19 protein-coding genes and 1 rRNA gene (1 of these 20 cut by a window edge) are annotated in these 26151 nt (G+C 55.9%); 6 read left to right on the forward strand and 14 right to left on the reverse strand.

The genetic code is table 11. From position 1 onward, the window contains the following. A 16S ribosomal RNA gene (locus GRI43_RS08475) occupies window positions 1-447 on the reverse strand (it extends 1041 nt beyond the left edge of the window). A gap of 876 nt (window positions 448-1323) precedes the next feature. Next, window positions 1324-1671, reverse strand: coding sequence for a hypothetical protein (locus GRI43_RS08480; protein WP_160730721.1), 348 nt, complete (start codon window positions 1669-1671; stop codon window positions 1324-1326). 130 nt (window positions 1672-1801) lie between these two features. On the opposite strand from GRI43_RS08480, the gene GRI43_RS08485 reads away from it, so the two are divergent. Then, on the forward strand, window positions 1802-2005 hold the full coding sequence (locus GRI43_RS08485) for a helix-turn-helix domain-containing protein (protein ID WP_160730722.1): 204 nt from the start codon (window positions 1802-1804) through the stop codon (window positions 2003-2005). 262 nt (window positions 2006-2267) lie between these two features. Here the strand turns inward: GRI43_RS08485 and GRI43_RS08490 are convergent, their stop codons facing one another. From GRI43_RS08490 to GRI43_RS08520, 7 genes are all read right to left on the reverse strand, one after another. Continuing rightward, entirely contained in the window at window positions 2268-3761 is a 1494-nt protein-coding gene (locus GRI43_RS08490; protein ID WP_160730723.1) for a tryptophan halogenase family protein, read from the reverse strand. After that, window positions 3758-4696, reverse strand: coding sequence for an alpha/beta hydrolase (locus tag GRI43_RS08495; protein ID WP_160730724.1), 939 nt, complete (start codon window positions 4694-4696; stop codon window positions 3758-3760). The genes GRI43_RS08490 and GRI43_RS08495 overlap by 4 nt, the downstream gene beginning before the upstream one ends. A 2-nt stretch (window positions 4697-4698) precedes the next feature. Next, complete coding sequence (locus tag GRI43_RS08500; RefSeq protein WP_160730725.1) at window positions 4699-6738, reverse strand: glycoside hydrolase family 97 protein; 2040 nt, start codon at window positions 6736-6738, stop codon at window positions 4699-4701. Beyond that, window positions 6729-8366, reverse strand: a complete 1638-nt coding sequence (locus GRI43_RS08505; protein ID WP_160730726.1) for an alpha-amylase family glycosyl hydrolase — start codon at window positions 8364-8366, stop codon at window positions 6729-6731. Before GRI43_RS08505 ends, GRI43_RS08500 begins: the two co-directional genes overlap by 10 nt. Further along, entirely contained in the window at window positions 8363-10198 is a 1836-nt protein-coding gene (locus GRI43_RS08510) for an alpha-amylase family glycosyl hydrolase (RefSeq protein WP_160730727.1), read from the reverse strand. The genes GRI43_RS08505 and GRI43_RS08510 overlap by 4 nt, the downstream gene beginning before the upstream one ends. Further along, window positions 10198-11649 (reverse strand): tryptophan halogenase family protein, encoded by a 1452-nt coding sequence (locus GRI43_RS08515; RefSeq protein WP_202391718.1) that lies wholly within the window; start codon window positions 11647-11649, stop codon window positions 10198-10200. The genes GRI43_RS08510 and GRI43_RS08515 overlap by 1 nt, the downstream gene beginning before the upstream one ends. 179 nt (window positions 11650-11828) lie before the next feature. After that, window positions 11829-14525 (reverse strand): TonB-dependent receptor, encoded by a 2697-nt coding sequence (locus tag GRI43_RS08520; RefSeq protein WP_160731645.1) that lies wholly within the window; start codon window positions 14523-14525, stop codon window positions 11829-11831. A 329-nt stretch (window positions 14526-14854) separates the two neighbouring features. Here GRI43_RS08520 and GRI43_RS08525 point away from each other — a divergent pair, with 329 nt between their 5' ends. The 3 genes from GRI43_RS08525 to GRI43_RS08535 all read left to right on the forward strand — a co-directional run bounded on the left by GRI43_RS08525 (window position 14855) and on the right by GRI43_RS08535 (window position 18965). Beyond that, a complete protein-coding gene (locus tag GRI43_RS08525) occupies window positions 14855-15907 on the forward strand; it encodes a LacI family DNA-binding transcriptional regulator (protein WP_160730729.1) in 1053 nt (350 codons plus the stop codon). Between the two features lie 158 nt (window positions 15908-16065). Then, window positions 16066-17577, forward strand: coding sequence for an MFS transporter (locus GRI43_RS08530; RefSeq protein ID WP_160731646.1), 1512 nt, complete (start codon window positions 16066-16068; stop codon window positions 17575-17577). Further along, window positions 17574-18965 carry an alpha-amylase family glycosyl hydrolase gene (locus GRI43_RS08535; protein WP_160730730.1) on the forward strand — a complete coding sequence of 464 codons (1392 nt, stop codon included), beginning with the start codon at window positions 17574-17576 and terminating at the stop codon, window positions 18963-18965. Before GRI43_RS08530 ends, GRI43_RS08535 begins: the two co-directional genes overlap by 4 nt. Window positions 18966-19678: 713 nt before the next feature. Here the strand turns inward: GRI43_RS08535 and GRI43_RS08540 are convergent. Genes GRI43_RS08540 through GRI43_RS08555 form a run of 4 tightly spaced genes read right to left on the reverse strand, consistent with a single transcriptional unit; the run spans window position 19679 to window position 23076 of the window. Then, the gene (locus tag GRI43_RS08540) at window positions 19679-20374 is read right to left on the reverse strand and encodes an ATP-binding cassette domain-containing protein (protein ID WP_160730731.1); all 696 of its coding nucleotides are present in this window, start codon (window positions 20372-20374) and stop codon (window positions 19679-19681) included. Then, entirely contained in the window at window positions 20364-21023 is a 660-nt protein-coding gene (locus GRI43_RS08545) for an ABC transporter permease (RefSeq protein WP_160730732.1), read from the reverse strand. Before GRI43_RS08545 ends, GRI43_RS08540 begins: the two co-directional genes overlap by 11 nt. Window positions 21024-21067: 44 nt before the next feature. Continuing rightward, a complete protein-coding gene (locus tag GRI43_RS08550; protein WP_160730733.1) occupies window positions 21068-22012 on the reverse strand; it encodes an ABC transporter substrate-binding protein in 945 nt (314 codons plus the stop codon). Next, window positions 22009-23076, reverse strand: a complete 1068-nt coding sequence (locus tag GRI43_RS08555; RefSeq protein WP_160730734.1) for a pentapeptide repeat-containing protein — start codon at window positions 23074-23076, stop codon at window positions 22009-22011. Before GRI43_RS08555 ends, GRI43_RS08550 begins: the two co-directional genes overlap by 4 nt. 224 nt (window positions 23077-23300) lie before the next feature. On the opposite strand from GRI43_RS08555, the gene GRI43_RS08560 reads away from it, so the two are divergent. Together GRI43_RS08560 and GRI43_RS08565 are read left to right on the forward strand one after the other, a co-directional pair. Further along, window positions 23301-23672: a hypothetical protein gene (locus GRI43_RS08560; protein ID WP_160730735.1), complete on the forward strand. Its 372-nt coding sequence runs from the start codon at window positions 23301-23303 to the stop codon at window positions 23670-23672. After that, the gene (locus tag GRI43_RS08565) at window positions 23669-24517 is read left to right on the forward strand and encodes an HNH endonuclease (RefSeq protein ID WP_160730736.1); all 849 of its coding nucleotides are present in this window, start codon (window positions 23669-23671) and stop codon (window positions 24515-24517) included. The genes GRI43_RS08560 and GRI43_RS08565 overlap by 4 nt, the downstream gene beginning before the upstream one ends. A gap of 238 nt (window positions 24518-24755) precedes the next feature. On the opposite strand, the gene GRI43_RS08570 is transcribed toward GRI43_RS08565, so the two are convergent. Continuing rightward, window positions 24756-25934 carry a site-specific integrase gene (locus GRI43_RS08570; RefSeq protein ID WP_160730737.1) on the reverse strand — a complete coding sequence of 393 codons (1179 nt, stop codon included), beginning with the start codon at window positions 25932-25934 and terminating at the stop codon, window positions 24756-24758. Window positions 25935-26151 lie beyond the last annotated feature (217 nt).

Here is a 26151-nt window from a genome sequence, read left to right on the forward strand (position 1 = left end):
GGAGCTTATTCTCTAGGTACTGTCATTATCATCCCTAGTAAAAGAGCTTTACAACCCTAAGGCCTTCATCACTCACGCGGCATTGCTGGATCAGGCTTTCGCCCATTGTCCAATATTCCCCACTGCTGCCTCCCGTAGGAGTCTGGGCCGTGTCTCAGTCCCAGTGTGGCTGATCATCCTCTCAGACCAGCTATAGATCGTCGGCTTGGTAGGCCATTACCCTACCAACTACCTAATCTAACGCGGGCCCATCTAAAGGCGATAAATCTTTGGTCCGAAGACATTATCCGGTATTAGCAGTCATTTCTAACTGTTATTCCGAACCTAAAGGCAGGTTCCCACGCGTTACGCACCCGTGCGCCACTCACCCCGAAGGGTTCGTTCGACTTGCATGTGTTAGGCATGCCGCCAGCGTTCGTTCTGAGCCAGGATCAAACTCTCAAGTTTGTGTCACGAACCAACCGGCATAATCCGAAGATCATCAACCGTTTAGCCCGAATTTTAGGAGCCGATACCTGCATTCAAACGTATTTTATGGATACATTTGAGACATGTTTAGTCTTGGCGTGTACCAAGATTAGGCATCGACTTAATTTAACAGGTTACCAAGGCCTAAAAGCCCTTGGACCTGGCGCCGTCGCCCACATGTCCCTTCATCATAAACTAACAATGTCAAAGAGCCGTCCAACATGCAAAAGCGGACAACAATGGTTCCCCGATTGAAAACCGGGGGCCGGTTGTCCGTTGATATTGGCGACCAACATGGTGGGGCGTTTGAACCGCCCGCTCCGTGTCGGTGAGAGGGCTTCTAGACACGACTCACATTCCCGTCAAACCCTTTTTGCAATTTTATTATGGGCAGGCAGATACTGAACGATCTCCGCCCGATTCAGCGTTCGCCGAGCTGTTCAGGCTTGCGGAGCCGGCAGCCTTAGCAGCGGGTTTTTTCGCTGACGGCCCACTTACCATCGGCGTGTTACACTGACCAAAGGTAGGACTGCCCTCACCATAGGCAGGACAATCGCGGCAGACTGCAAACCTACGGACACTGCCATGTTGAACTAACCTGCGCAGCAAACAACGAGGCAGAGAATTGCGATTCGCGCCGATCATAATGATGATTCGTCATATGTAATTGGGATCTCGGATACGCCGGAAAGCTATTGAGTGCTGAATCACCACGCGAGAAATAAGCACAGCGAGCGTCGCGGGGACTTTGCCAGCCTAAGTGATGACAGGCACGCCCGGCGTCACCTAGTACTCTTCCTGATCAAGAAGCATTGTAGTTCAGGTTAAGGAGAGACCAAACCGCCACCGGTAGCTCTAATGCCGAAGAAGCGATGGCTCTTCGTCGGCTTCTTCGGCTTCTCCAGATATTGCTTGGAGGCACATCTCGTGAGACCAGTCCCAGCTCGTGACTGCTTTCCAAACGCCAGCCTCCTCGTCGTAGAAGAGGGAGATTTGCTTATCGCCGGTATATCCTCCCATGCGGTTCTTGGCGTTGGTCGTCACGCATGCTTTTCTGCCGTCAGAAGTTTCGACGATTGTGATTTCACCGAACTTTGCGGAGTCAGGGTCGATCAGAAATCCTCTCACGGCATTCTCGACAGCCGCTTTCTCGGAACACGCTGCCAGTATGGCAATAGGCGCCAACATAATTAGCTTCTTCATTTAATGTGCCTTTCTTCGGGCATGGGAAGAGGTATTGCTCGCGACTTTATCGAGCAAACCAACCAATGCCAGCAAAAATGAGATTCATAGTCCGTGGTTTAATGGACTACATTTCGGTTCAGTCTGGTGGATGGATGTCCGCTGCCGCCTCGCCGCCAACATGAAAGCTCTTAGGAAAGAGCGCGGCTGGTCGCAGGAAGCCTTGGCCGGTGAGGCTGGGCTCGATCGGACCTATGTCAGCGGGATTGAGCGCAAGGTGAAGAACCCCACGATCACGGTTGTTGAACGGATTGCCACAGCGCTTGGCTGCAAGCTGGGCGACCTGCTCGACTAGAATGCAAAAAGTTTTGTTCTTGATACGTTCCATATAAGATGGCCCGAACTGCGCGTCTGCTTTGCGCCCCAATCCCGGTCGCTCAAGAGCAAACTTCGACAATTTGGAAGCAGTCGTCGGACTGTTAGGCATTGATATCCAGAATAGGGTTGAAAGCGGGACTTGCAATCAGAACAACTGAATCGCGCTAAATTGGCTAGTCCCTTGATGCCCAAAACCAGCGAATTTGAGGCTGCTCTTGCGATCAATCTCAGTTATTTTCTCAGACATCACGCATATCCGCGAAATTGGTTGCTGATGCTAGCAATGTGTTCTGCACGCTGGCCATGTCCGCCGATTTTAGCTGCGTAGGCAGCGGCTGGACCTTTTCGGTTGGCGGGAATGTACCGTATCCTGCAAACAGACAATGCCAGCTCGCATTGGAGTAATATGCCTGATCGTAAGCCTCGCCTAGCGCAGCTGCCATATCCTTTTGTGTGAACCATGCTGTCATCATGGCTTTGAACCCGTCTGACAGCGATTGGTTCGCTGCGTTGGCGCGCCAATACTCGGTGTCGGAGCGCTGGTTCATCCGGTAATGTGCCACGATGTAATCCCGGATGCCCTCATATCGCGCCGCTGTACCGCGATTGAAAGCGTCGCGGTGTTGCGCTGAAAACCCGCCCGCTTGGTAAGCCTTTGCAAAATCGAGCGCGGTTGCGATCACCATATGCAGCGCGGTTGCTTCAAGCGGTTCGAGGAACCCCTGTGACAATCCAGCGGCAAGGCAGTTGCGCGTCCAGCTGTTTTCAACCCGTCCGACCCTCATTTTCAGGAAACGAGCATCCTGATCTCTGCTCTCCATTCCAATGGCAGCGCGCAGTTCGCGCTCGGCATCCTCGTCCGAGATATGCTGCGAGGAATAGACATAGCCATTGCCGATCCGGGAGGTCAGCGGGATCGACCAGCGCCACCCCGCTTTCATCGCGACCGCATCGGTTTGCGGTTTGAACGGGCCCGAATGCTGCGTCGGCATCACGACAGCGCGATCATTGAACAGATTGTCATCGAAGGGAATAAAGCGTTCACCTAGAGCCTGCTGCGCGATTACACTGCGAAAGCCCGAGCAATCAACGAAAGCATCGCCTTCGATCCGTTCACCGCCTTCGCACAGCAGTGCTGCGACATCACCAGCTTCGCTCTGCTCAACTTCTGTCACTTTGAGGGGTTTGTGCGTGACACCGCGTTCGGTCGCCCATTCTCTCAAAAACGCGCCAAGCTTGTACGCATCGAAGTGGTAACCGTAGCTCGGCGCGAACGGGAAGTTATCGGACGCTATCGGTGACTTGCGCTGCTCCGCGAGCGTCGCCGCCAAAAACCAGTCATCGGGATGCGCGGGGACATCGAAACCGCGCCGTGCAAGCCCGCAATTGTGAATGAACCCCGGTTCCGTGTGGAGATCGACTGGCCCGGGAAACGGATGGAAATAGCTCCCAAATCCTTCGCGTTCGCTCCACCCGCTAAAGCGTATGCCGAGCTTGTAGGTCGCGTCACATGCTGGCATCCACTCATCTTCGGCAACACCCAAATGGTCGAAGAAAGCCTTAAGCTGCGGCGTCGATCCCTCGCCAACACCAATGATGCCGATTTCAGGGCTCTCAACAACCGTGACTGAGCCGCCGCGCGCAGCCCACTCTTGGTGGAGCAAGCATGCAGTGATCCATCCCGCACTTCCTCCGCCGAGGATGACAACTTTGGGTGGTGTTGGCTCGCTCATTCCTTGGCTAATAGCCAACCGAGAACTTCGGGCAAGCGTTCCGCCCAAGCGTTTTCCTCGTGCTCCGCGCCATCATACTGCTCGCTGCGCCAATCGGTGCCCTTGTTCCAACCGGCGGCCATGAAACTTTTTTCGATTTCAGTTTGATAGGGCGGGTAGTACGCATCGAGCGTCTCCGTGCCATGATCCATCCAGATCCGCCGACCATCCGGATCGCCGAGCTTCTCGGACAGCCAATCACGCCAGATTGCGTCCACCTGGGCTTTGTTGGCCTCGGCTGATTCGGGCAATGCAATGGGCCAATGCGAACTGATGCACGCTGCGCGGCCGAAGATGTCAGGCCGCTCGACAATCGCATAGCAGCTCATAATTCCGCCCATGCTCGACCCCACAATCGCAGTGTTCGGTGGCCTCGTCAGGTTGCGATAATCAGCGTCGATCTGCGGCTTTAGCTCGTCAGCAATCCATTCGAGATAGCGCGCCGATACGATATTTCTGCCAAGCGCAATTTCAATCACGCTATCGCGCAATGATCCAGCGGCATTTTCAGCAGCAAACTGGGGAAGATACTGCCGGTACCGGTCTTCGCCATGCGGCCACATGCCGACGATGATGTGCGGCTCGATTGTGCCGCGCTCGGCGAGCCCGATGATCGCCTTGTCAGCTGCCCAGACTTTGTTGAAATTTGACTGTGCCGGATCGAACAGATTGTGCCCGTCATGCATGTAGAGAACCGGGTAGCGCCGCCCCGATGTGGCGTAGCCCGGCGGTAGCCAGATAGTTAGCTTCTGATCGGGAAGCCCCTCGACGGCGAAGGGGCCGGTCTCGAAAATCGTCCCTTCGGCAACTTGCGTGACTTCATTGGCCTGCGCTTCGTCTGCCAGCGGTGAGCAACCGCCAACCAGCAGCGCAATCGATAGTATGGCCGAACGCAAGATCACTCCGGCGCGATCTCCACCGCAAACCCTCCAGCGCGGGCAATCGCCAGTTCGAGAGTATTGTCCGCACCTACCGGACGGGTCTCCACTTCCATAGCGTGCCGGTCGTCGCCCAATCCATCGGCACCTGCACCGTCACGCCAGATCGTTGCGACATAGCGGCGGTCCTTGTCCAGAAATGCGAGATCGACGGTTACCATTCGGGCATTCTCATCGGTCACACCGCCGAGATACCACTTGTCTGAATTGCGGTCTTTGCGCGCCATGACTGCATACTCCCCAATTGCGCCATCGAGCAATTTCGTCTCCGACCAGTCTGCCGGCACGCGCTTGGTAAAATCGAGCGCGCGGGGATATTTGGCGAGATTTTCCGGCAAGTCTGCGACCATCTGGATCGGCGAATAGATCACCACGTAAAACGCCAACTGCCGTGCGAGCGTGCTGGGTATGTCTGGCTCTGTTGCGCCGCGCCCTTCGAGGCTGAACACGCCCGAGGTATAATCCATCGGGCCCGAGAGCATGCGGGTCCAGACCATCGTTGGGACATGATCGGGCTGGTTCTTTGGCACGGCCCACGCATCATATTCCGCACCCCGCGCGCCTTCGCGGCTGACCCAATTGGGGTATGTGCGCCGCAGCCCCGTCGCTTTGATCGGCTCGTGCGGGTTCATCGCAATTTTGTGCGCCGCTGCTTCTTTTACGACTTTCAAATGGTGGCGCGCCATCTCCTGCCCATCATGCCAGACGAAAGTCTCCCCGCCGTTCCCGTCGGGCGCAATGATACCGCCTGCATCTGCGACATAGCCCGATTTCACCGCATCAATGCCAAGCCGCTCATAGAACTCCATCGCATCGGGCAATTGACGCTCGTAGACATCGATATTGCCACCGGTTTCGTGGTGTCCGATGATCCGCACGCCTTTTTCGCGCGCATAAGCTGCGACGCGTTCGATATCGAAATCGGGATAGGCCTCTGTAAAACTGAAATCCCGGCCATTGCCGAACCAGCTCCCGTCCCAGCCAAGATTCCAGCCTTCGATCAGCACACCGCGAAAACCGTGCTCGGCAGCAAAATCGATATGTTTGATGGCGTTTTCGGTCGTCGCGCCGTGTTTCTCACCGCTTGCCCAACTGCTCTCGTGGAGATGCATTTCCCACCAGATGCCGATATATTTGTGCGGCGTGAACCAGCTGACATCGCCCAGCTTGTTGGGCGCGTTGAGGTTCAGCTCAAGATCACTCTCGTAGAGGCCAGCCGGACCGTCGGCGATCCGAATACTGCGCCACGGCGTATGGAAAGGCGCATCGCGAATGACCTTCGCGCCGCGCGGGCTCGGCGCAAGTTGCGCGCGGAAATTGGTGCCCTGCATCCGCCGGAGCCACATGCCCGAGTAGTCGACCAGCGCGGCTTCGTGGAGCGACATGTGCGTGCCATCGGCCATGTGAAATGTAATCGGCGTATGCGCGACCGAGACGCCGTCTACGGGCGTTTCGGTGTAGAGATGCTCGTAGCGATTCCAGTCACCTGCCTGAATCCACCACGCGCGGCCGCCATCAGCTTGTTCGGTGGCCAAATTGAACTCGGTAAGTTCTTCGGCGATGCGCGCAGTGGAAAAATGTTCCTGCTCGGGAAACTCGTATCGGAAACCAACACCGTCATCGAACACGCGCAGTCGCACGGTGATCTGGCGGGGTGTCTCGTCCTTTTCGGCGAAGGTCAGCGCGAGTTCATTGTGATGATCGCGCACGAATTGCCGCTCACCCCACGGTTGCTCCCAAGTGATGTCAGCAACCGCGTTTGTCGTGGCGACAACTTCAAAATTTCGCCGCATAGGGTCATCATCGGTGAAGTTAAAACCCAAATTGGATTTGGCAATCAAGGGCTTACCATCCCGCTCGATGGAGTAAAACGGGATGCCCTCGCCATCGGCATCGAGTGTTACTGTGATGCGCCCGTCGGGCGACTGAACGGTCTCGGCGTTGGCGGCTAAGCTGGTAAAGAGCGCAGCAATTGCAGCCAAGATATGCGTCAGTCGCATGGTGTTTCCTCGATAATGATGGCGGCGTATGCGGGCAGCGTTTCACTGCTCAAATCACCGGTCGTGAACAGCTCGTTCGCTCCACCATCCCAAGCCGCATCCACTGCAGCGGGCCCTAGGTTGAACAGGCACCGGATGCGCTGGCCATCAGCTTCGCGGACGAGCTCGAGCAGGCTGCCGTTCGGCTTGCAATCGACGACCTTGCCATGATTTAGCGCAGGATTAGCCCTGCGCAGGGCCAGCACTTGCCGTGTGTAACTGAGCAGCGATGCAGGATCATCGACTTGTTGATCAACGGCAATTTCCTGATTGACTGCACCGATCGGGAGCCATGGTTCGCCCACAGTAAATCCGGCATGCACTGCGTCAGAATTCCATGGCATCGGCGTACGCGCTCCGTCGCGAGACAGGGTCAGCGGCCAGTTCGCAATCGCCTCGGGATCGTGGAGCTGATCGAAGGGAATATCGACCTGAGTAAGACCCAATTCCTCACCGTAATAGATAATCGCATTGCCGCGTAGGCAGGCGAGCAGCAACATCTTGAGACGAGCAAAGGCACCGCGGTGTTCCGGCGCGCACCAGCGCGACAATGCACGCGGGGCATCGTGGTTTTCGAACGCCCAGCTTGGCCAGCCGACACCGTCCTTATCCGGCCATTCGGCTTGTGCTGCGCAGATCAGGCCCGGGGTGAAAGTGTCGGCGTAGAGGAAGTTGAATCCGTAGGCCGAATTGAGATGATCATCGCCTGCAGTGAAGCTTTTCATCTCCGCTTCGGCCTCGTCACCGCCCACTTCGGCGACGGTGAAAATCGCGCTATATTCGTCGGTTACTTCACGGATACGGGCAATAAAATCCGGTATAGCCGGATGAGACTGGTTGTGCGTCCGTAACTGGAAGTCGAACGGCCGTGTGCGCTGCTTGTTCGTTTCGGGCGCCGGCGGATTATCGCGCAGCTGCGGATCGTGCATCAGGAAGTTGAGCGCATCGATCCGGAACCCGTCGACACTGCGATCCAGCCAGAAGCGCGCGACGTCGAGCAGCGCGTTTTGTACATCTGGATTATGACCGTTGATCTGCGGCTGGCTGCTGAGGAAATTGTGCATGTAATATTGGCCGCGTCGCGCGTCCCATGTCCACGCGGGGCCGCCGAACACCGATTGCCAGTTGGTCGGCGGCGAGCCATCGGGCTTGGCATCGGCCCATACATACCAATCGGCTTTGTCGTTGTGGCGGCTCGATCGGCTTTCCGCGAACCACTCGTGTTCATCCGAGGTGTGCGAATAGACTTGGTCGATCAGGACTTTCAGCCCGAGCGAATGCGCGCGCGCGATCAGTGCGTCGAAGTCCTCCAATGTTCCGAAAATCGGATCGACATCGCAATAATCGGAGACGTCGTAGCCGAAATCTCTCATCGGTGATTTGAAGAACGGCGAAATCCACGTCGCATCAACACCCAATGAAGCGACGTGATCGAGTTTCTGCGTGATCCCCGGAAGGTCACCAATCCCGTCGCCGTTCGAATCCATGAAGCTGCGCGGATAGATCTGGTAAATCGCCGCACCGCGCCACCATGGCGCGCTGGTATCTGTGCCGGAGGCTGACCGGTCAAGACGCGACATTTCGTTCATTGCGCACGCTCGTCCAGACGACATATCACATAGCCGAAAGCGGGCAGGGTCATGGTGACAGCGCCAGGTGCAGCAATCGCTGCAGGACAATCCCCCGCAATCAGGCTGATGCCGGCCGCAGCATAATCAATCGCCAAGGTACGGGTGATCGCCTCTGCGCTGGTGTTGAATGCCAACACCACCCGCTGGCCGCTCTTTTCATCATGACGGGCGATTGCGAGCAGGCCCGGCCCTTCGAAATCGGCAGTTAGAACACGTGTCATCCCGTGGCGCAGCGCCGGATTGTCCTTTCGCGCTGCTGCGAGTGTGGCAATCTGCCGGTAGAGCGGATGCGTGGTGTCAAAATTGTCTTGCGCCGTCGTGGCGTCCGTGCCGATCAGCTTGTTGTCATTGTAGACACTGACCTGGCTTGGAAACATGTTTTCGCGTGCGAGCTGGTCGTTCCCGTCGGAAACGAAGCCCTGTTCGTCACCATAATAGACAACCGGCACGCCGCGCAGGCCGAACAGCATGGCATTGCCCAGCATCAGGCGGCTGAGCAATTCTTCTTCCCCGGCATCGGGATTGGCCTGCTTCACGAACATGCTGAAGCGACCGAAATCATGGTTGCCGAGGAAAGTGGGTAGCCGCAATCCCGTGGCAGCGCCCCCTTCGTAGAGCGGGTCATCCTCCAGCAGTCGCGCCATCGCAGAGGGAGGCAAAGTGCCCGACACAACCCCTTGGCTGGCCGCGGCAAAAGCCATGTCGAGATTGGTCGGCAGGCCAGCAATGCGGGTCCAGCGCGCGGTCAGCGCGGGATCGACCGTCTGCGTCGCAACCTCGCCGAAAATGTGGAAATTGGGGATGCCTTTGGCCTTCGCACGGTCGAGCATCGCAGGGACGAAGCGCTGCCAGAATTCCGGATTGACATGCTTTGCAGTATCGATGCGAAATCCGTCGATCCCGAAACGATCAATCCAGTCTCCATAAATGTCGATCATCCCGGCAACAACGCGCGGATGTTCGGTAAACAGATCGTCCAGCCCGACAAAATCGCCATAGACCGCGCTTTCGCCTTCCCAATAGCTGTCACCGCGATTGTGGTAATAGACCGGATCGTTGAGCCATGCGGGGACTTTCACATCCTTTTCCGCTTCGGGCACGAACGGGGTATAGGCATAGGACGGGTCGGTCAGCTTGGCGAAGTTTTCCTCCGTCATCACTTGGTCACCCATGAAACCTTCATTGATCTGCTCGCCTTTCACATCGCCGCGTGTGGAATAGGGATATTCGCCCAGATGGCGATAGGCATAGCCTGTCTCGTCGCCTTCCTTGTAGCGGATCACGTCGGCCGTGTGATTGGTGATGATGTCCATATAGACTTTCATACCGCGCGCATGGGCCGCGTCGACGAAGGCCTTGAATTCGTCATTGGTGCCGAAATGCGGGTCGATACTGGTGAAATCGGTCACCCAATAGCCGTGATAGCCAGCGCTTTCGCCGCCTTCCGGCCCCTGCACGGGCTTGTTCTTGAAGATCGGCGCGAACCAGATCGCGGTGATACCCATTTCTTCAAGATAATCGAACTTGGCAGTCAAGCCGGCCAGATCACCGCCATGGAAGAAGCCCTTGTGGGTCGGATCATAGCCGCTGACGAGTTTTTCGTCTGGCAGGCCACCCAGATCATTGGTCGGGTCGCCATTGGCGAACCGGTCAGGCAGGACAAAGTAAACCACCTCGTCCTCTGGCGGACGGTCGCGATACTCTTCCGCGCTGGCGCTTGGCGAAATCTGCTGGCAGCCCATTAGCAGGGCGGGGAGCAAAGCAGTGATGGCGGTTAGGGGGCGCTTCATCAGGCAGTCTTTCTGTTTTCTCGAGGCATGCAATAGGCACGCAGAAATTCGACATGGCCGGGCATGGTTTCGACCAGCTTGGTGTCGCGCTGTTCGATCCGGTCCATCATGGCCGAAAGGTCGTGCGCGGGCATGGCATTGGCCATCGGGTTCCAGCTTTCGGGCATCACATCCTGCCCGACAAAGACCTGGAGCCAGCCCTGCTCGGTGAACAGCTCTTCATGCTCGCGGTGGATAAAGCCGGATGCGCGGAACTGCTCGATCTTAGCGGAGAGCGTGTCCGGCAATTCCATCGCACGGCACCGGTCCCAAAAGGGTTCGCCTTCCCGGCCATTGGCGGTGTAGTGCAGGATCAGAAAATCGCGGATGCGCGTCCATTCGAACTCGGCCTGGCGATTGAACTCCGCGATAGTTGCGGCTGCAGGTTCGGCACCCGGCAACATCTGCAGGAAGCGAGCGAGCGAGGACTGGATCAGATGAATGCTGGTCGATTCCAGCGGCTCCATAAAGCCCGCTGACAGGCCGAGCGCGAGGCAATTGCCGATCCATTGCTGCTGCCGCATGCCGGTTGTGAATTTCAGACGGTTGGGCTCGGTCTGCGGTTCGCCATCGATACTGGCAAGCAGTGTCTCAAGCGCTTCGTGGTCGGACATAAACTCGCTGCAATAGACATGACCATTGCCGATCCGGTGCTGCAACGGAATGCGCCATTGCCACCCCGCTTTGCGCGCTGTCGACTTGGTATAAGGCGTAAAGTCACCCTTCGTTGCACACGGCACTGCAACCGCGCGGTCGCAGGGTAGCCAGTGGGTCCAGTCTTGGAACGGCGTTTCCAGAGCATCACCGAGCAGCAGGCTGCGGAAACCCGAGCAGTCGATGAAGAAATCGCCGAAGATTGTCCGGCCGCCCTCGATTGTGATCGAAGTGATTCTGGCTTCACCACGCGAAACCTCATCGACCTTGCCTTCGATCCGCGTAACGCCCTTCGCCTCGGCATATTTGCGCAGATAGGCAGCGTAGAGCCCCGCATCGAAATGGTAGGCCCACGGCATGTCGGGCACCTGCTCGCCCGGCTTGGGCCGCCACATCTGCATCTTGAGCGCACGGCCCGCGCGTTCGTTGAGCGAATATGTGCCGAGCGATTTGGCGACGCCTTCCTTACGAGCGCGAAGCCAGTAGTGGTGGAAAGGGAGCAATCCCGCCGGATGGCCGATATTGCCAAAGGCATGCATGTAGGTCCGGCCTTCACCGGCCCAACCTGCAAATTCGATCCCGAGTTTGAAGCTGCCGCGCGTCTCGCGGAGAAACTCCGTCTCGTCGATGCCGAGCCCGGCATTGAACAGGCGGATCTGCGGGATGGTCGCTTCTCCGACACCAACGGTGCCGATTGCATCGGATTCAACCAGCGTGATCTGCCGGTCGGTAAAGCGGGAAAGCGCCGCCGCAGCCATCCAGCCGGCGGTACCGCCGCCGACTATTATGATGGATTGCGATTGCTGCTCCGTCACGCCTGTGTCCTCTCCCGTGATCTGGTTTCAGCCCTTCCATACATCTTTCGGTACGGATGGCGGGCAATAAAGGGGCGGATACGGTTGGTGCGACCCAGTCCGTATCCGCCCTGATCAGTTCATCAGAACCTGTATGTGAAGCCAGCCAAGAAACGGCGACCATATTCCTGATTGTCGATCACGGCTTCAGGCACAGGAACGTTGAATTGCGACACGAATGGCGCGTTGGTCAGATTCTGGCCCTGCAGATAAACCGACAGGCCATCGAGAGGTCCACCATCGAAGTCATAGCCGATCTGAGCATCAATGATGGTCTCGGCACGCGCCAACCGGCGTGTGGGTGAACCACCGAAGCCAGTGAAGTCGGCGAGGAACTCGGAGCGATAGCGAACGCTGCTACGCGCATTGAAGCCGCCGCGTTCATAATAAATCGTGCCGTTGGCGACCCATTCCGAATAGCCCGGAATTTGGTCGGTATTGCCATTGGCGTCCTCGATTTTCGTCTTGGTGTAACCAACGCCGCCGGTCGCGCCGAAGCCCTCCAGAGCTGGAACAAAGGCATCAAACGGGACGGTTGCCGACAGTTCGATACCGTAGAAATCGCCACCGCCGGTATTCACTTCGGAATCGAGGAAACCGATTGTGGTCACAGGTGTCTGGCCAGCCGGCGTTGGCAGGCCAGCATAGTCAAAGATCGTCCGCGAACCATCGATGTAGTTCACGATGTCTTTGTAGAACAGCTGCAATGCGACGACACCAGCACCGTTGGCGAAGTACTTCTCGATGTTGAAATCGACGGCGTTCGCGCGATACGGGCGAAGCAGCGGGTTACCACCGCCACCGCTGATAAACGGCGCTTGGCCAGTCGGGCTTTCAGCCTGGTTGTTGTTGATACCGTAGCTAATCGCCGAGCGCAGATCGTCGAGTTGTGGACGCTGGATCTGGCGCGATGCGGCAAGGCGGAACACCCAGTCGCTATCAAGACGCAGCGAAAGGTTTACGCTGGGCAGCACGTCCCAGAAATCATCACCGAGCGTCACGTTGACCTGCTGGCCAGCAGCGAAAGCGATGCCAGATGATTTCTGGTTGGTATGGATCGCCTGAACACCGATATTGCCGGTCAAGACGCCAGCGCTGAGCTGCTTGTCGATATCGACCTGCAGAAAGGCCGTCATCAACTCCTCAGAGATGCTGTAGGCCTTCGCCGGAATATCGTTCGAGGTATTGCGGTCCAGCACCAGAACGCCAGCGTCAATCAGATCACGGGCATCATAGCTGACAATCGGGCCAAGACCCAGATAGCCAAGGTCCGTGGGGCGCAGCATGAACTCGGTCGGGATCGATACTTCGGTCGCGCCGTTAGCGGGCAAGATGAAAAACTCGTCCGGCGTCAGGCTCTTGCTGCGGTCCGTATAGGCCAGTCCGAAATTCACCGCCGAGAAGAAGCTGTCGAGCTCGCGGGTTACACCCAAACGGTACTGGAACAGTTCGTCTTCAATGATCCGGTCATTGAAGTAACCTGCCTGTACGCGGCTGCCGCCCCATCCGAGCGGATCGGTCAGTACAATCAGGTTCGGATCGCTGTAATCGAGCGTGGGACTGAAGCTCGTTCCGCTCGTGTTGGACATAAAGCCGATTGTGTCGGTCGCGCCAACATTGTTGTTGTAACCGGTGCCCGAATAGCTTTCGAGGCTCAGCTCGTTGCGATCAGTGCGCGAGTATCCGAAGTCAAAGAACGCGCTCCAACCATCATCACCCTCGTACTCAAGGTTGATGCCACCCGAATAGAGGTCAGCCTTGCGCTGGAAGATATCGTTACGGACAACGCCTTCGACATTCTCGAATGTGCCCGACGTGGCGAACTCACCGAACTGGGTCGTGGTGGTTGTCGCTGTGCTGGGATCGAAGGTTGTGCCGAATGCCTGGAAGCCAAGTGGCAGTTCGATGCCGCGTTTGATCGAGTCATCATTGAAGTTCGAATAGAACCCATCGAAGGTGAGCATCAGCGTCGGGCTGAGTTCGGCTTGGAAAGTACCGTTCACACCGAAACGCCGGAGCTGGGTCGAGGTGACAAAGCTCTTCGAGCCACCGATTACAAACGGGTTACCGGCCGAACCATCGCCTGCGTAACCCCAGGCGTTAAATTCCTGCAGCTGGTACGGTTCGTCCGTGTAGGCTGCAGCCAGCGCGATGCCGATAGTGTCATCCGCGAATTGGTCGACATACGTTGCGTTGGCGCGGTAGCCGAACTCTTTCGAGCCTGCGTTCAGAGCGCCAAGATCAGCGTATGAACCCTTTGCACCGATAGCGAGAATTTGCTCATTCGATTCGAGCGGGCGGATCGTGCGAACGTCAATCGTACCAACCAAACCCTGCCCTACAAGGCTTGCGGATGGCGATTTGTAAACCACCACTTGGCTGACAACTTCCGACGGATACTGGTCGAACTCGACAGCGCGGTTATCGCCGGTCGACGTTTGCTCGCGGCCATTGAGAAGCGTTTGCGAGAAGTCAGGGCCGAGGCCGCGAATTGCGATTACGTTGGCACGGCCATTGAGACGCTGTGAAGTAACACCGGGAAGGCGCGCAATCGATTCGCCGATCGAGTCGTCCGGAAGTTTACCGATGTCTTCGGCGCTAACCGACTCGAGAATCTGGTCGCTGTTGCGCTTCTCGTTGACGGCGCTTTCAAGCGAAGCACGGAAACCGCTAACGATAATGACATTCTCGTCTTCGTCTGCATCAGCCTCGTCAGCCGTGCCGGTGTCCTGCGCGAAGGCTGCTTGCGGCGCGAGGCCAGCTGCCAATGCGAGCGCCATTGCAGAACCGCTGATTCCCGCCTTGAAAAGGGTGTTCTTAGCCACAGTATTTTCTCCCAATCGGCCGCTCTCTGGCGGCTGAAAACCTTGTCTGTAGAGCACTGTCCGAGCGTCCCACCCGGCGTGTTACAACCGTGTCACTCTGCGGATTTTGGCGTTTGCGAAACCCAGCATACGTATGTTTGTGCAGCGCAGCAAAACCCAGTGTGGCGGTTTTGCATCAATTGTCCGGTGAGCTTCATAGAGGGCATGACGAATTGCGAATTGGGCAAAATTGTTGTTATGTACCTCGGGCGCAGGAGAGGCGCATCAGCCATCGCGGGACTTTAATGGGTCGCAATCCAACCGGAAGACCAACTTCGTTCGATATTGCGTATCGGGCCGGAGTCTCGCAGCCAACCGTCAGCCGCGCGCTGCGCGGAGACAAAGCCGTCAGCAAAGCGACCCGCGAGCGGATCGAAGCGATTGCGCGCGAGCTGAACTACACAGTCGATAAGAACGCATCGTCGCTCCGCTCGCAGCGATCCAACACCATCGCCCTGCTATTTTTCGAAGACCAGACGACTGATGACAGCATGATCAATCCGTTCTTCCTGTCGATGCTCGGATCGATCACCCGGGCGTGCGCTAATCGCGGTCTCGACCTGCTGATTTCGTTCCAGCGCATGGAAGACGACTGGCACACCCAATATCAGGACAGCCACCGCGCCGATGGCCTGATCCTGCTCGGATATGGCGACTACACGCTATACGAAGAGCGGCTCGAGCAACTGGTCGGCCAGAGCACCCATTTCGTGCGCTGGGGCTCTGTCCGGGACGACAATATTGGCGCGACGGTAGGTTCGGACAACTTCGGCGCGGGCAAGCAGGCCGGCGAGCATCTGATCGGCCTCGACCGTAAGAAAATCGCTTTTCTCGGACAGGCTGATGAAAGCTATCCTGAATTTGCGGATCGCTATGCGGGCCTGTGTGAAGCGCTGAAATCGGCTGGTGTCGAACCCAATCCGAAGCTGCTCCACAAGGCACTCACTACGGAATCCGACGGCTACGCAGCCGCAAAAGCGCTGATCGACAGCGGCGAGCCGTTCGATGCCATCTTTGCAGCCAGCGACCTGATCGCAATCGGCGCCATGCACGCACTGACAGACGCCGGCATAGCGGTGCCAAACGATGCCGCTTTGGTCGGTTTCGATGACATCCCCGCCGCATCGCAAATGAACCCTCCGCTGACGACATTGATGCAGGATATGCGCGGCGCAGGTGATTTGCTGCTGGATGTGTTGACCGCATCTATCGACGGCAAAGGCACCGGCGGACGCCAATTGCCCGCGAAACTGATCGTGCGCGAGAGCACCACAGGACACGCTGTCTCCTCCACCTGACAGGCTCGAAGTCGTCGCTCTTCGCAGCCGCACCACATTCGTATGCGATCTTGTCGGTCGGTCGGTTTGCTGCCAGCCCTTGGCCACAGCGTGACAAGAGCATCAGCCGATCCACGCTAGGAGGCCATCACGCCTCACGGGAGAGACAAGTGACATCGATTCAGGAAGTGGTCCAGAAACCGCGCCAAAGCTGGGCCGGACTGTTCAATATCAGTTTCGGGTTTTTCGGAATCCAGATCGGGTTCGCGCTGCAGAACGCCAATATGAGCCGCGTCTTCCAGTCGCTCGGCTCCGCGATTGACGATCTGCCAGCGCTGTGGGTCGCCGCGCCGCTAACCGGCCTGCTGGTACAGCCAATCATCGGTCATCTCTCCGACCGGACATGGCTTGGCAGGCTGGGGCGTCGGCGACCCTATTTTCTTCTCGGTGCTGTCCTCGCAGCGCTCTCGCTGTTCCTGATGCCGCTGTCCGAAGTGCTTATCATGGCAGCTATCCTGCTGTGGGTGCTCGACGCTAGCTTGAACATCTCGATGGAGCCATTCCGCGCTTTCGTTGGGGACATGCTGCGCAAGGACCAGCACACGGCGGGCTACGCGGTGCAAACCGCCTTTATCGGTGCGGGTGCAGTGATGGGCTCGATCATTCCGGAGATCATGACCTGGATGGGCGTGGCCAATGTCGCGCCCGATGGCGGCATACCGGATAGTGTTCGCTATGCCTTCTGGATCGGCGGCACAGCCTTGTTCCTCGCGGTGCTTTGGACGGTGCTAACAACCGAAGAATACGGCCCGGAGCAAATGGCCGGTTTCGGCGAAGAACAGGAAGGCGCCGGACTGGAGCAACCTGTCCGCGCACTTGCGTCGAAAGGCTATCTGAATTGCGGAGTGTGGATCGTTGCGGGCGCGATTGTCGCCGTCGGCGTTTCAGCGTTCTCGCTCGAAAAGGAAGTCTATTTGCTCGCTGTGCTGCTGGCGGCTTACGGCGTTCTCAGCGCCGTGGCCATTTCGATGGCCAAGCAAGGCAACACCACCGGGATGCTGACGTCCATCGTCGGCGATTTCTCCGGCATGCCCGCGATCATGAAGAAGCTCGCCGTGGTGCAATTCTTCAGTTGGTCGGCGCTGTTCATTATGTGGATCAACACCACGCCGGTGGTCACGCAATATGTCTACGGCAGCACCGACACCGCGAGCGCTGCATACAATGAGGGCGCGAACTGGGTCGGTTGGTTGTTCGCGACCTATAACGGCGTTGCGGCCATTGCCGCACTCACTTTGCTTCCGTTCCTCGCGAAGAAAGTCGGCAAGGCGAAAACGCATATCTTCGGGCTCCTGTGCGGCGCGCTGGGTTACGCCAGCTTCTTCTTCATCCGCGACCCGCAAATGCTGCTGATTTCCGAGATCGGTATCGGCATTGCCTGGGCCTCGATCCTCGCAATGCCCTACGCCATCCTCGCCAGCAGCCTGCCGCAGGCCAAGCTCGGCGTTTATATGGGACTGTTCAACGTCTTCATCGTGGTCCCGCAATTGCTGGTCGCGACGGTGATGGGGTCGATCATGATCATGTTTTTCCCGGGTGATCCGATCTGGACGATGGTGTTCGCCGCCGGAACTCTGGTGATCGCGGCGCTCGCAATGACGCGGGTCGATGTGCCGGGAGAAGAAGCATGAAGCGGTTCGCGTTTGCCCTCACCGCGTTGGCTCTGGCCGGATGTGATAACGCGGCAGAACCCGCCAACAATTGGGAACCCAAACCCTACGTTCAGCTGGAAAATCCCGAATGGTCGCGCGATGCCGTGATCTATCAGGTGAACACCCGCCAGTTCAGCGAGGAAGGCACGTTCAAAGCCGTGCAAGAGGAATTGCCGCGGCTGAAGGAACTCGGCGTCGACATTCTCTGGTTCATGCCGATCCACCCGATTGGCGAGGTCAACCGCAAGAGCACCCTCGGCTCACCCTATTCGGTCAAAGACTATTACGATGTGAACCCTGAGTTCGGCACAAAGGAAGACTTCAAAGCGCTGGTCGATGCCGCGCATGAGCAAGGTTTCAAAGTCATTCTCGATCTCGTCGCCAATCACACAGCATGGGATCACCCTCTCGCGAGCGAACATCCCGACTGGTACGAGAAAACATGGGACGGTGATTTCCGCCCGACCCCTTGGTGGGACTGGTCAGACATTATCGATCTCGATTGGACCAAGCCGGGCGTGCGCGAACATATCGGACTGGCGATGGAATACTGGGTCCGCGACTTCGGCGTTGACGGTTATCGCGCGGACGTCGCCGGTTATGTTCCGGTCGATTTCTGGGAGACCATGCGCGCCCGCCTCAACGAAATCCGACCGGTTTTTATGCTGGGTGAGGTTCAGGAAACAGCCTTCCACCGCGCGTCATTCGACGCCACCTACGCCTGGGATTGGCATCATACATCGAAAGATGTCGCGAAAGGTGCCGCCAATCCGACCGCGTTTTACGGCTATTACGCTGAGAACGAGAGCCTGTGGCCGCGCGAGGCCATGCGCATGACCTATATCGAGAACCATGACAGCAATTCATGGGAAGGCACCGTGCGCGAAAACTACGCTGCGGGGCTGGAAGCGGCGACAGCACTCGCCTTCACCGGCGAAGGCATCCCGCTGGTCTATAACGGGATGGAGGCGTGCAACAACAAACGCCTCGAATTCTTCGAAAAAGACGGCATCGACTGGAGCAAGCTAGGCGATGCGCGAACCTGCGAATACGGCCAATTGCTCGCCGATCTGATTGCCTTCCGCAAAGCCAACCCCGCGCTTGAGAACGGCAAATGGGGCGCGCGTATGCAGAAAGTCGAAACCGACCAGCCAGACCGCGTATTCGCATGGGTCCGCGAAGAGGACGGCAACAAGGTGCTCGGCCTGTTCAACTTCTCTGGTGAGACAACCGAAGTCAGGTTTGCCGATGGCTTGGCTGCAGAAAGCTACGCAGAGTTCCGTGGCAGCAAAACTACCGTTGCGTCTGGTGATAGCATTACCATCTCGCCATGGGGTTTCCGGCTATTCTCCAAACTCACTCCGTAGGCACCCTGTGCCGTATGGCTCGCGGGCCAGCGATTTGAGTGATCATGTGTCTCTAGCCGGCCCCGCAAATGGGCGGCTCCGGAATGGCAGCTTTCCGCCGCTCGCCAGCCAATAGCTGACGGCCTGCTATCGGCCCATATGAGGACCATCAATCGAGGTAAGTTTTATGTGGGCTTAGCGTGGGATCGGCACAGGTTTAACCAAGGTCGCCCCACTTGATACCCAAGCTCGCGACCAGCCGAACGGCCCTCCCGCCGTATCGTTCAAATTTCCCTAGTGAAAGTGGTGGTGCCGCTTAGAGGATTCGAACCTCTGACCCCATCATTACGAATTTAGTGGAATGGAATAGACTTTTCTATATTCACCAGAGGATTAGATCTCTCGAGCAGATCAAATTTTTCGTTGCCCCACAGAGAACCCAAAGTGCGTTGCTCGATCGTTCTCACGCTTACCTTGTGAAAGCGCTTTCGGCCAATTCAAACTCACAACAAGACCTGGGCCAGACCCACTCAAGGGCTGCCTTTGAGAGGGGACCAGCATGACCATTTATCCGAATTTGGAAGTGCAAGCAGACACCGCATAGAAAAAGCAATGCCCAAAGCCTAAACAGTTCCGCTAAGCGACCACCCTTTGCTCTGCTATTGCCCGTCGAGGCAGCTTACAATTGAGCCAACTTATTGCCAGCCTTTCGACAAGCCCCTCACAGAGCAAATTTATGTGCCTCGCATTGCACTGGCTAGCTCGAATTTGAATGCTTTGATTCCATTTTCGCGAGAGACTTCAATCTGCCTTAAAGTCAAATTGGCCTCATTGCGGCTTAAGACGCAGAAAGAACCGCACAGCTCCCAGTAAATGAGAGGGTCATGGGTTACTAGAAGGATCCCCTCAAACACTTTTGTGTGTTCAACCTTCACAAGATCCAAAGCGCGTGTGAGATTTGGAATATCCAGCGCTCGGAAGGCCTCATCGAGAAAGAGTAAATTTCCAACAGGGTTGACCAGAGATCTGACCAGAGCCGCGATTGCACGCTCCCCACCCGACAAATACGATGGCCATCTATCCAACACTTCCCTCATGCGAAACTCATCTAGCCAGTTCTGGATAGATTGTTCGGCTCTGTCGGCGTTTGCGGCTTCTAATCCCAGTAGCATATTTTCGCGTACGGACATCCATGGGAAAAGGTTGTCTCTTTGAAAGACTAATGAGGCTCCCGAATAGGTACCCTCACACACGTAACTTTGGGCGATTAAATTGCTTCCACGATCAATTTTGGACAAGTGACGTAGTAGAGTGGTTTTCCCAACTCCATTCGCTCCAAGCAAACCCACAATCTGCCCGGACGGCAAGCACAAATCGCCAGAGAGTGATAGACCTGCTCCAATATTAGCATCGGAAAGCCTAAACTTCATTGGCCGCGCCCCGCTCAATTGGCTGCCAGCGTGAGAAATAGGCGAAAGTGAACGAAGACAGTTGGTCTAGAATTATCGCAAAAAAGGCGATCGCAGCGGCACAAACATAGGCATAATCGTAATTCGTCAAGTCAACATAGGCTTTTGTCATCGCGCCCAAGCCATTCCTACCATCGCTCGACTTGACCTCTCCAATGTACGCGACGACCCAGCTGAAGGCTAATGCGATACGAAAGGCGACGCCGAGTGAAGGTATTGCATAAGGCAACAGCACCATCCTAAACTTGTCGAATGAGCTAAGTCGGTAAACATTGGCGATATCCAGCATCGCTCGCGGTAAAGCAGTAAATGCGGTGTAAGCGGCGGTTACAAATAAGAGAGTGCTAAGGAGGGCGACTAACAAGGTGACCTGCACGATACCGAAGCCAAAAAGAGAAATGGAAAATGGCAAATAAAAGACGACAGGTATTGGCGCGAATATTGACACGATCGTCAAGATCAGCGCCCGAACTTTAGGGAGCGAATAAGCAATCAAGGCGAAAAGATTACCGAATGCTAAACCTAAGAGGCTTCCAGCCAAGATCTCCATGGAAGAAATAAATCCTCCAATCAGCAAAGCTTTCCATTCATCAATTATGATTTCAATCATGCTTAGATTTAGCTCAATTCTGAATGGAACGCCCCTCGCACAGCTCAGTCTTCGATTACATACAAATTCGGAGAACCTAAGCGGTCAGTTGACGATATGAGCCCTTGGTTGCGCAAGAAGTCAGCCTTTTGTCTTATGTCTTTCTTGAGAGCGTCGTCTATTTGCGCGCTCCAGTCGTGCTTTCCCCACGCAAGGCGGATTACCTCTCGATCAAGCTTAAGGCGCTCAGCAACTATGGCCTGAGCTTCGTCAGGATTGCTAATCATCCACTCTTTCGCCCGAAGGATTTGCGAAGTCAAAAATGCGATAGCCTCTGGCTTGGTCTTTCTGCTCTCGTCAGACGATGCAAAAACACTTTGTATCTTTGCATCACCGCCGACAATTGGACGTCCAAGTCCTTCCAGTTCCAGCTTCTCAACAAAAGGCGGCCATATAGCCCAGGCCCTAATGTCTCCCGACCGGAACGCTGCCTCTGCCTGTGGCGGCGAAAGGAAGTCAAAACCGGGTTCAGGCAAACCGACCTGCTCAAAAGCACGAAGAACGCCGTAGTGTGAACTTGTGCCCTCGAGGACACCGATCCGAACACCAGAAAGGTCGCGGATACTGTTCGCAGACACTGTATTGCTGACCAAGATTTCCTGCCTGAGCGTACACGAAACGCCCTGAACACTTAGTTCAACTCCATTGGCTCGGTTTATCAGGATTGGGGGTGCCGCCGCAAATATGACATCAAGCTGGCCAGAGTTAAGCGCCGCCGCAATCTCTTGATTTGAGCCAAATGTAGTCACTCGCGCACTAAAATTGCCGTCGTCGAGCCAACCAAAATGTTCAGCAACATAAAGAGGACCATAATCTACGGCCTCTGAGAATGTTCCAATGGCAATGACCTCTGGATCACGATTTACGTTGGAGAGCTTGTTGGCAAAAAAGAGGCCGACTGCTAATAGCAAAATTGCCAAGCCGCCAATAATTATTGTTTTTCTATTCATGGCTTCACCCCCTTGAAGCTTGCTGGAAGCAACCGCTTTGGCGGTAACTTAGCCGAAGCGAGACCGTTCGCAAGATCTAGGTTTAGTACAAGGCGGAGATCGGTCCTTGTCAAATCAACACCAGTAAAGTTCGCTCCAGCCACGTCAGCCCCAGCAAGCATCGCACCGTCCATTTGAGCCCCTGCAAAATCGACATTGGTTAAATTTGCAGATGCAAATTCCACACCTGTAAGCCTTGCTGAATTGAATTGACTTCCGCTAAGAATCGAGTTTCGAAGGCTGACAGCCTGCAAGGAAGCGCGCTGAAATCTGCACGCCTCGCATCTGAAAAAGTCCATTTGAGCGGAGTCGAATACCGCACGTTCAGCGTTAAGACTGAGCGCTTTCGCTGATACCAAATTTGAACCGCTCAACTTTGAGTTGTATAAATCCACGCGATCAAGAGTGGAGTACGAAAACTCAGCTCGTTCAAGGTTCGCTTCTGAAACGCTCAATGCGCTGAGATCGGATCTAGAGAAATTCGCACCTGGTAGATTAGCTTCTCTCAACAAGAATTCGTAATCTGAAACGTCAGATCCATTCTCTTTTTCTGCATTAACCCAGTCGAGCGCGACAATTCCCAAACCAGTCGAGAACACCCTCTGGTCGACCTCGTTTTCGAAATGGGTCTCCTTGAGATAGTCGCGGAAGAGCGTTCTTCCCCTGTCAAGGTGCGCCTTTTCCTGATAGCCCAAAAGCCAACTCATAACATTAGTAAAAACGCCTGAAAATCCATGGCTGGGTGGTGTAGGTGAGTCTGAAAAAGATGCGAGGTAAAGCTGACGGATCGCTTCTGAACGCACGGCTGATGTGTCTGACGAGAGCCTATCGACTGCGGACGAAAAGCGAGATTCGACCTTAGCTATATCATCAGATGCTGTGCTCTCTACATACTGCGAGAAGGCGATCATGAACGGCAAAAGCACCGCCAAGCAAAATGCCGCGAAGGTGATAATTATTGATCGAACGTGCCTTGGCTCGTTCAACAGTTTCACCAGAATCGGTTGGTCGCATTCTTCGCTCATTTTCTTAAACGCTCTCCCCCAAGTAATACAATTCAGTTACATCGTAGGAGCACTTTATAGCAAGTGATTGTCAAATGGCCAAAGCCGACACTGTCCCTTGAACATAAACCGCATTATCATTCCGCCAGTGGGTTCCCGTATGGACATCGCGCCCCTCCGCTTGACCCACAATAGCGTTTCGCAGACTTTGGGAGCTGATAAACAAGTCTCTGAACGAAAGGAGAATGATGAAACGATTGTATGCCCTAGCCCTTCCGATCCTTGCCCTTACGGTTGGAGCGAAAGCGGAAGAGATCGATGAGACGATGGCAAGAGGTGTCCGGGCTGAACTCACAAGCCCAAAGCCGCCAGCCGAACTAGAAGTCTGCGTTGCCAATGCGATCACACAAATCGGTGGTGCAGTGCCGGTCCCACTTCGCAATGGTGGCGATAATGTGATGATGCTCGGCTATGGCCACACACCAAAAATCGTAATTCTGATTGATGCCAGAGACGATGGATCGCACCTGAAGGTCTATACCAAGTCCGGCGACATGGACGATAAGCTGGTCCGTAGTATGCTCGAGGCATGTGATGAAATGACGGTAGTTGAATGAATACGCTAGAAAGCATCAAGCCTAAAGCGCAACATAGCGTGTTTGACCTCGCCGAAGAGGCGGGATTTGATGTCTCAGACTGGATCGCCAGTTCCAATGACACGCGCGGCCACAAAGCCAACCCGAAATACTGCTACGAATGGTCTTTCATTGAACCAGGCCGCTTGATTATTCTCAATCTTTGGCACGCTGCAATGCGTGAGGAAGATGGTCGCATCACAACCACCGGTAATTTCCGAAAGGATGCGGACTATTACCGCACTGTAGTTCGAAAAGCCCAATGGGCAGAACGAGCTCAAAAGTTGGACGAAGCCTTGCAGGTTGCACTGAAAGACAACCTTCCGGTGCGGGTGATCATGCTGGACGGAAAACAACGAGACAAAAATGATCCTGATCGAAAACCGTCAAAAGTCGCGAAACGCGAATTGGATTCTGAACCCTGGACCATAACTGCCTACGACTGGGAAACCGGTCAATGTGAGCTAGCCAGGGGTGTATTCACTCAACAATGCGTCGATCAGTTCGACCTAGATCAAGTCGATAAAGCGAGCCCGAAGCGAACAGAGGCGACAAGCCAGCCTTTTGTGCGCGATCCTGCGGTTCGGCGTAACGTCTTGAGGCGGTCAAAAGGACACTGTGAGCTATGTGGTCAGCGAGGATTCCTAATGGTGAATGGTGCGCTTTATCTCGAAACACACCACGTTATTCCGTTGTCAGAAGGTGGACCCGACACCGAGCATAACGTGGTGGCGTTGTGCGCGGACGATCACCGCCGTGCGCACTATGCATCAGATCGCGACGGCATTGCTGCCAATCTCAAGTCCGTTGTAAATGAACGCCTGTAGTGCGGACGGGACAGCCGCTTAGCGAAAAAATAAAGGGCAGCCCGAGCACGCCTTCGCATGCCCGAGCCACAAGTCTTAGTCCTCTTATACCAGCCTTAACGCGTCATAGTCTTTGAGACCCTTCCCCTTTGCCAAGACCTTCGAGCAGCTTTTGCAGCGAAGAGAATAGGGTTCTCTGACAGGCATGCGATGCCAGTCAGCTTCGTAACGCGCCTGACAGTGTTGGCAGGTCAGAATGTCAGTTCCAGTTTGAAAGCCCATTCTGTGCCGCCTCCCCGATACCAGCCGCACCGGCCTCAACCGCCGCAAGCAGCGTATCGTTGGCAAGGTGCGAATACCGCATGGTCGATTGGTGGTCGGCATGGCCCAGGATACGCCCGATCGTGAACAGATCGATTCCGCCGTTGGCCATAAAACTAGCAGCGGAATGCCGTAGATCGTGGATGCGAAGGCCTGATACCTTCGCCTCCTTCCTCGCCGTCGCCCATGCCCTCTTAATAGTATTATAGGGCTTGCGGGTCTCAGGATTGGGCAGAAGCCACGGGCAGTTCGGGATTTCGGCCAAGCCTTCGATCACTTGGGCGGCTGGTCCAGATAGCGGCACCCGTCTCGCCTTCCCGGTCTTGCTGTCCGGTATGAGCCAGGACCGTTGTTCCAAATCGACGTGCTCCCACTTGGCGTTGAGCAGCTCGGACTTCCGTGCACCCGTATAGAGGAGCAGGCTGACGATTGCCCAAAGCTGCGGATTGCTCGAACCCTTGCAGGCTCTCAACAGACGCTGCGCCTCGTCCTTGCTGAGATACCGTTCACGAGCGTTGTCAAACTTGAAGCGAGGCACCGCCCTAACCGGATTGATTTCTGCGCCCGGAATATTCCACTGCCGCGCCAACTCGAATGAGCGGCCCAACATCATGCGGAGCTTCTCTACGGTGGCCGGAGCGTATTCTGTGCGCTTCTCTGCAAGCCACTTCGAGATGTCCTGCTGCGTGATCTCATCCAGCCGGTGCTTGCCCCATTTCGGTACCAGATGGGTATTCAGGACTGCTTCGGTGTTCTCTGGCCGCTTCTGATAGGTCTTCGCGTGGTCGATGTGTTGCTGCGCCAGTTCGGCGTACGTCGGTGTTGCTTTCTTCTTTTCCTTTCGTCCGGCTGGATTGCCGTTCAACTCGACCTCGGAGCGAAGCTTGCGCGCTTTAACTTTCGCCGCACCGAATGTGATCGCTTCGTACTTTCCGATCTTAAGCTGTCGCTGCTTTCCGTGTGGATCGATGTAGCGCAGATAATACGTCTTCCCGCCACTGGCGCGCACCTCCAGCACAAAGCCTGGAACGATCTTGTCCCAGTAGTCGGTTTTCTTTTTGCCGTACTGGCAGGTGGCGTCGGCGCACTTTGCGGCGCTCAATGTAACCTTAGTCATGTTCATTTCTCCTTCTCGAAGTTCGTTGTTCGGCAGTGCGAGAGCACGCCGGTTGGTGATTCAGGGGTGTGGGTGCCGGTCAGCCGGATCGGGGCTGCTGGGTTAGCGAAATTGCCAGCTACGGCGGGTTTCGAGCCAACCGCAGGCGCAGCTCAGCGCCGCCCGCTCGCACGGACGGGCACAGAAAGGCTGGCAAACTGGATTCCTGGCCAAGCAG

It is taken from the genome of Pontixanthobacter luteolus, assembly GCF_009828095.1.
Classification (GTDB): domain Bacteria; phylum Pseudomonadota; class Alphaproteobacteria; order Sphingomonadales; family Sphingomonadaceae; genus Pontixanthobacter; species Pontixanthobacter luteolus.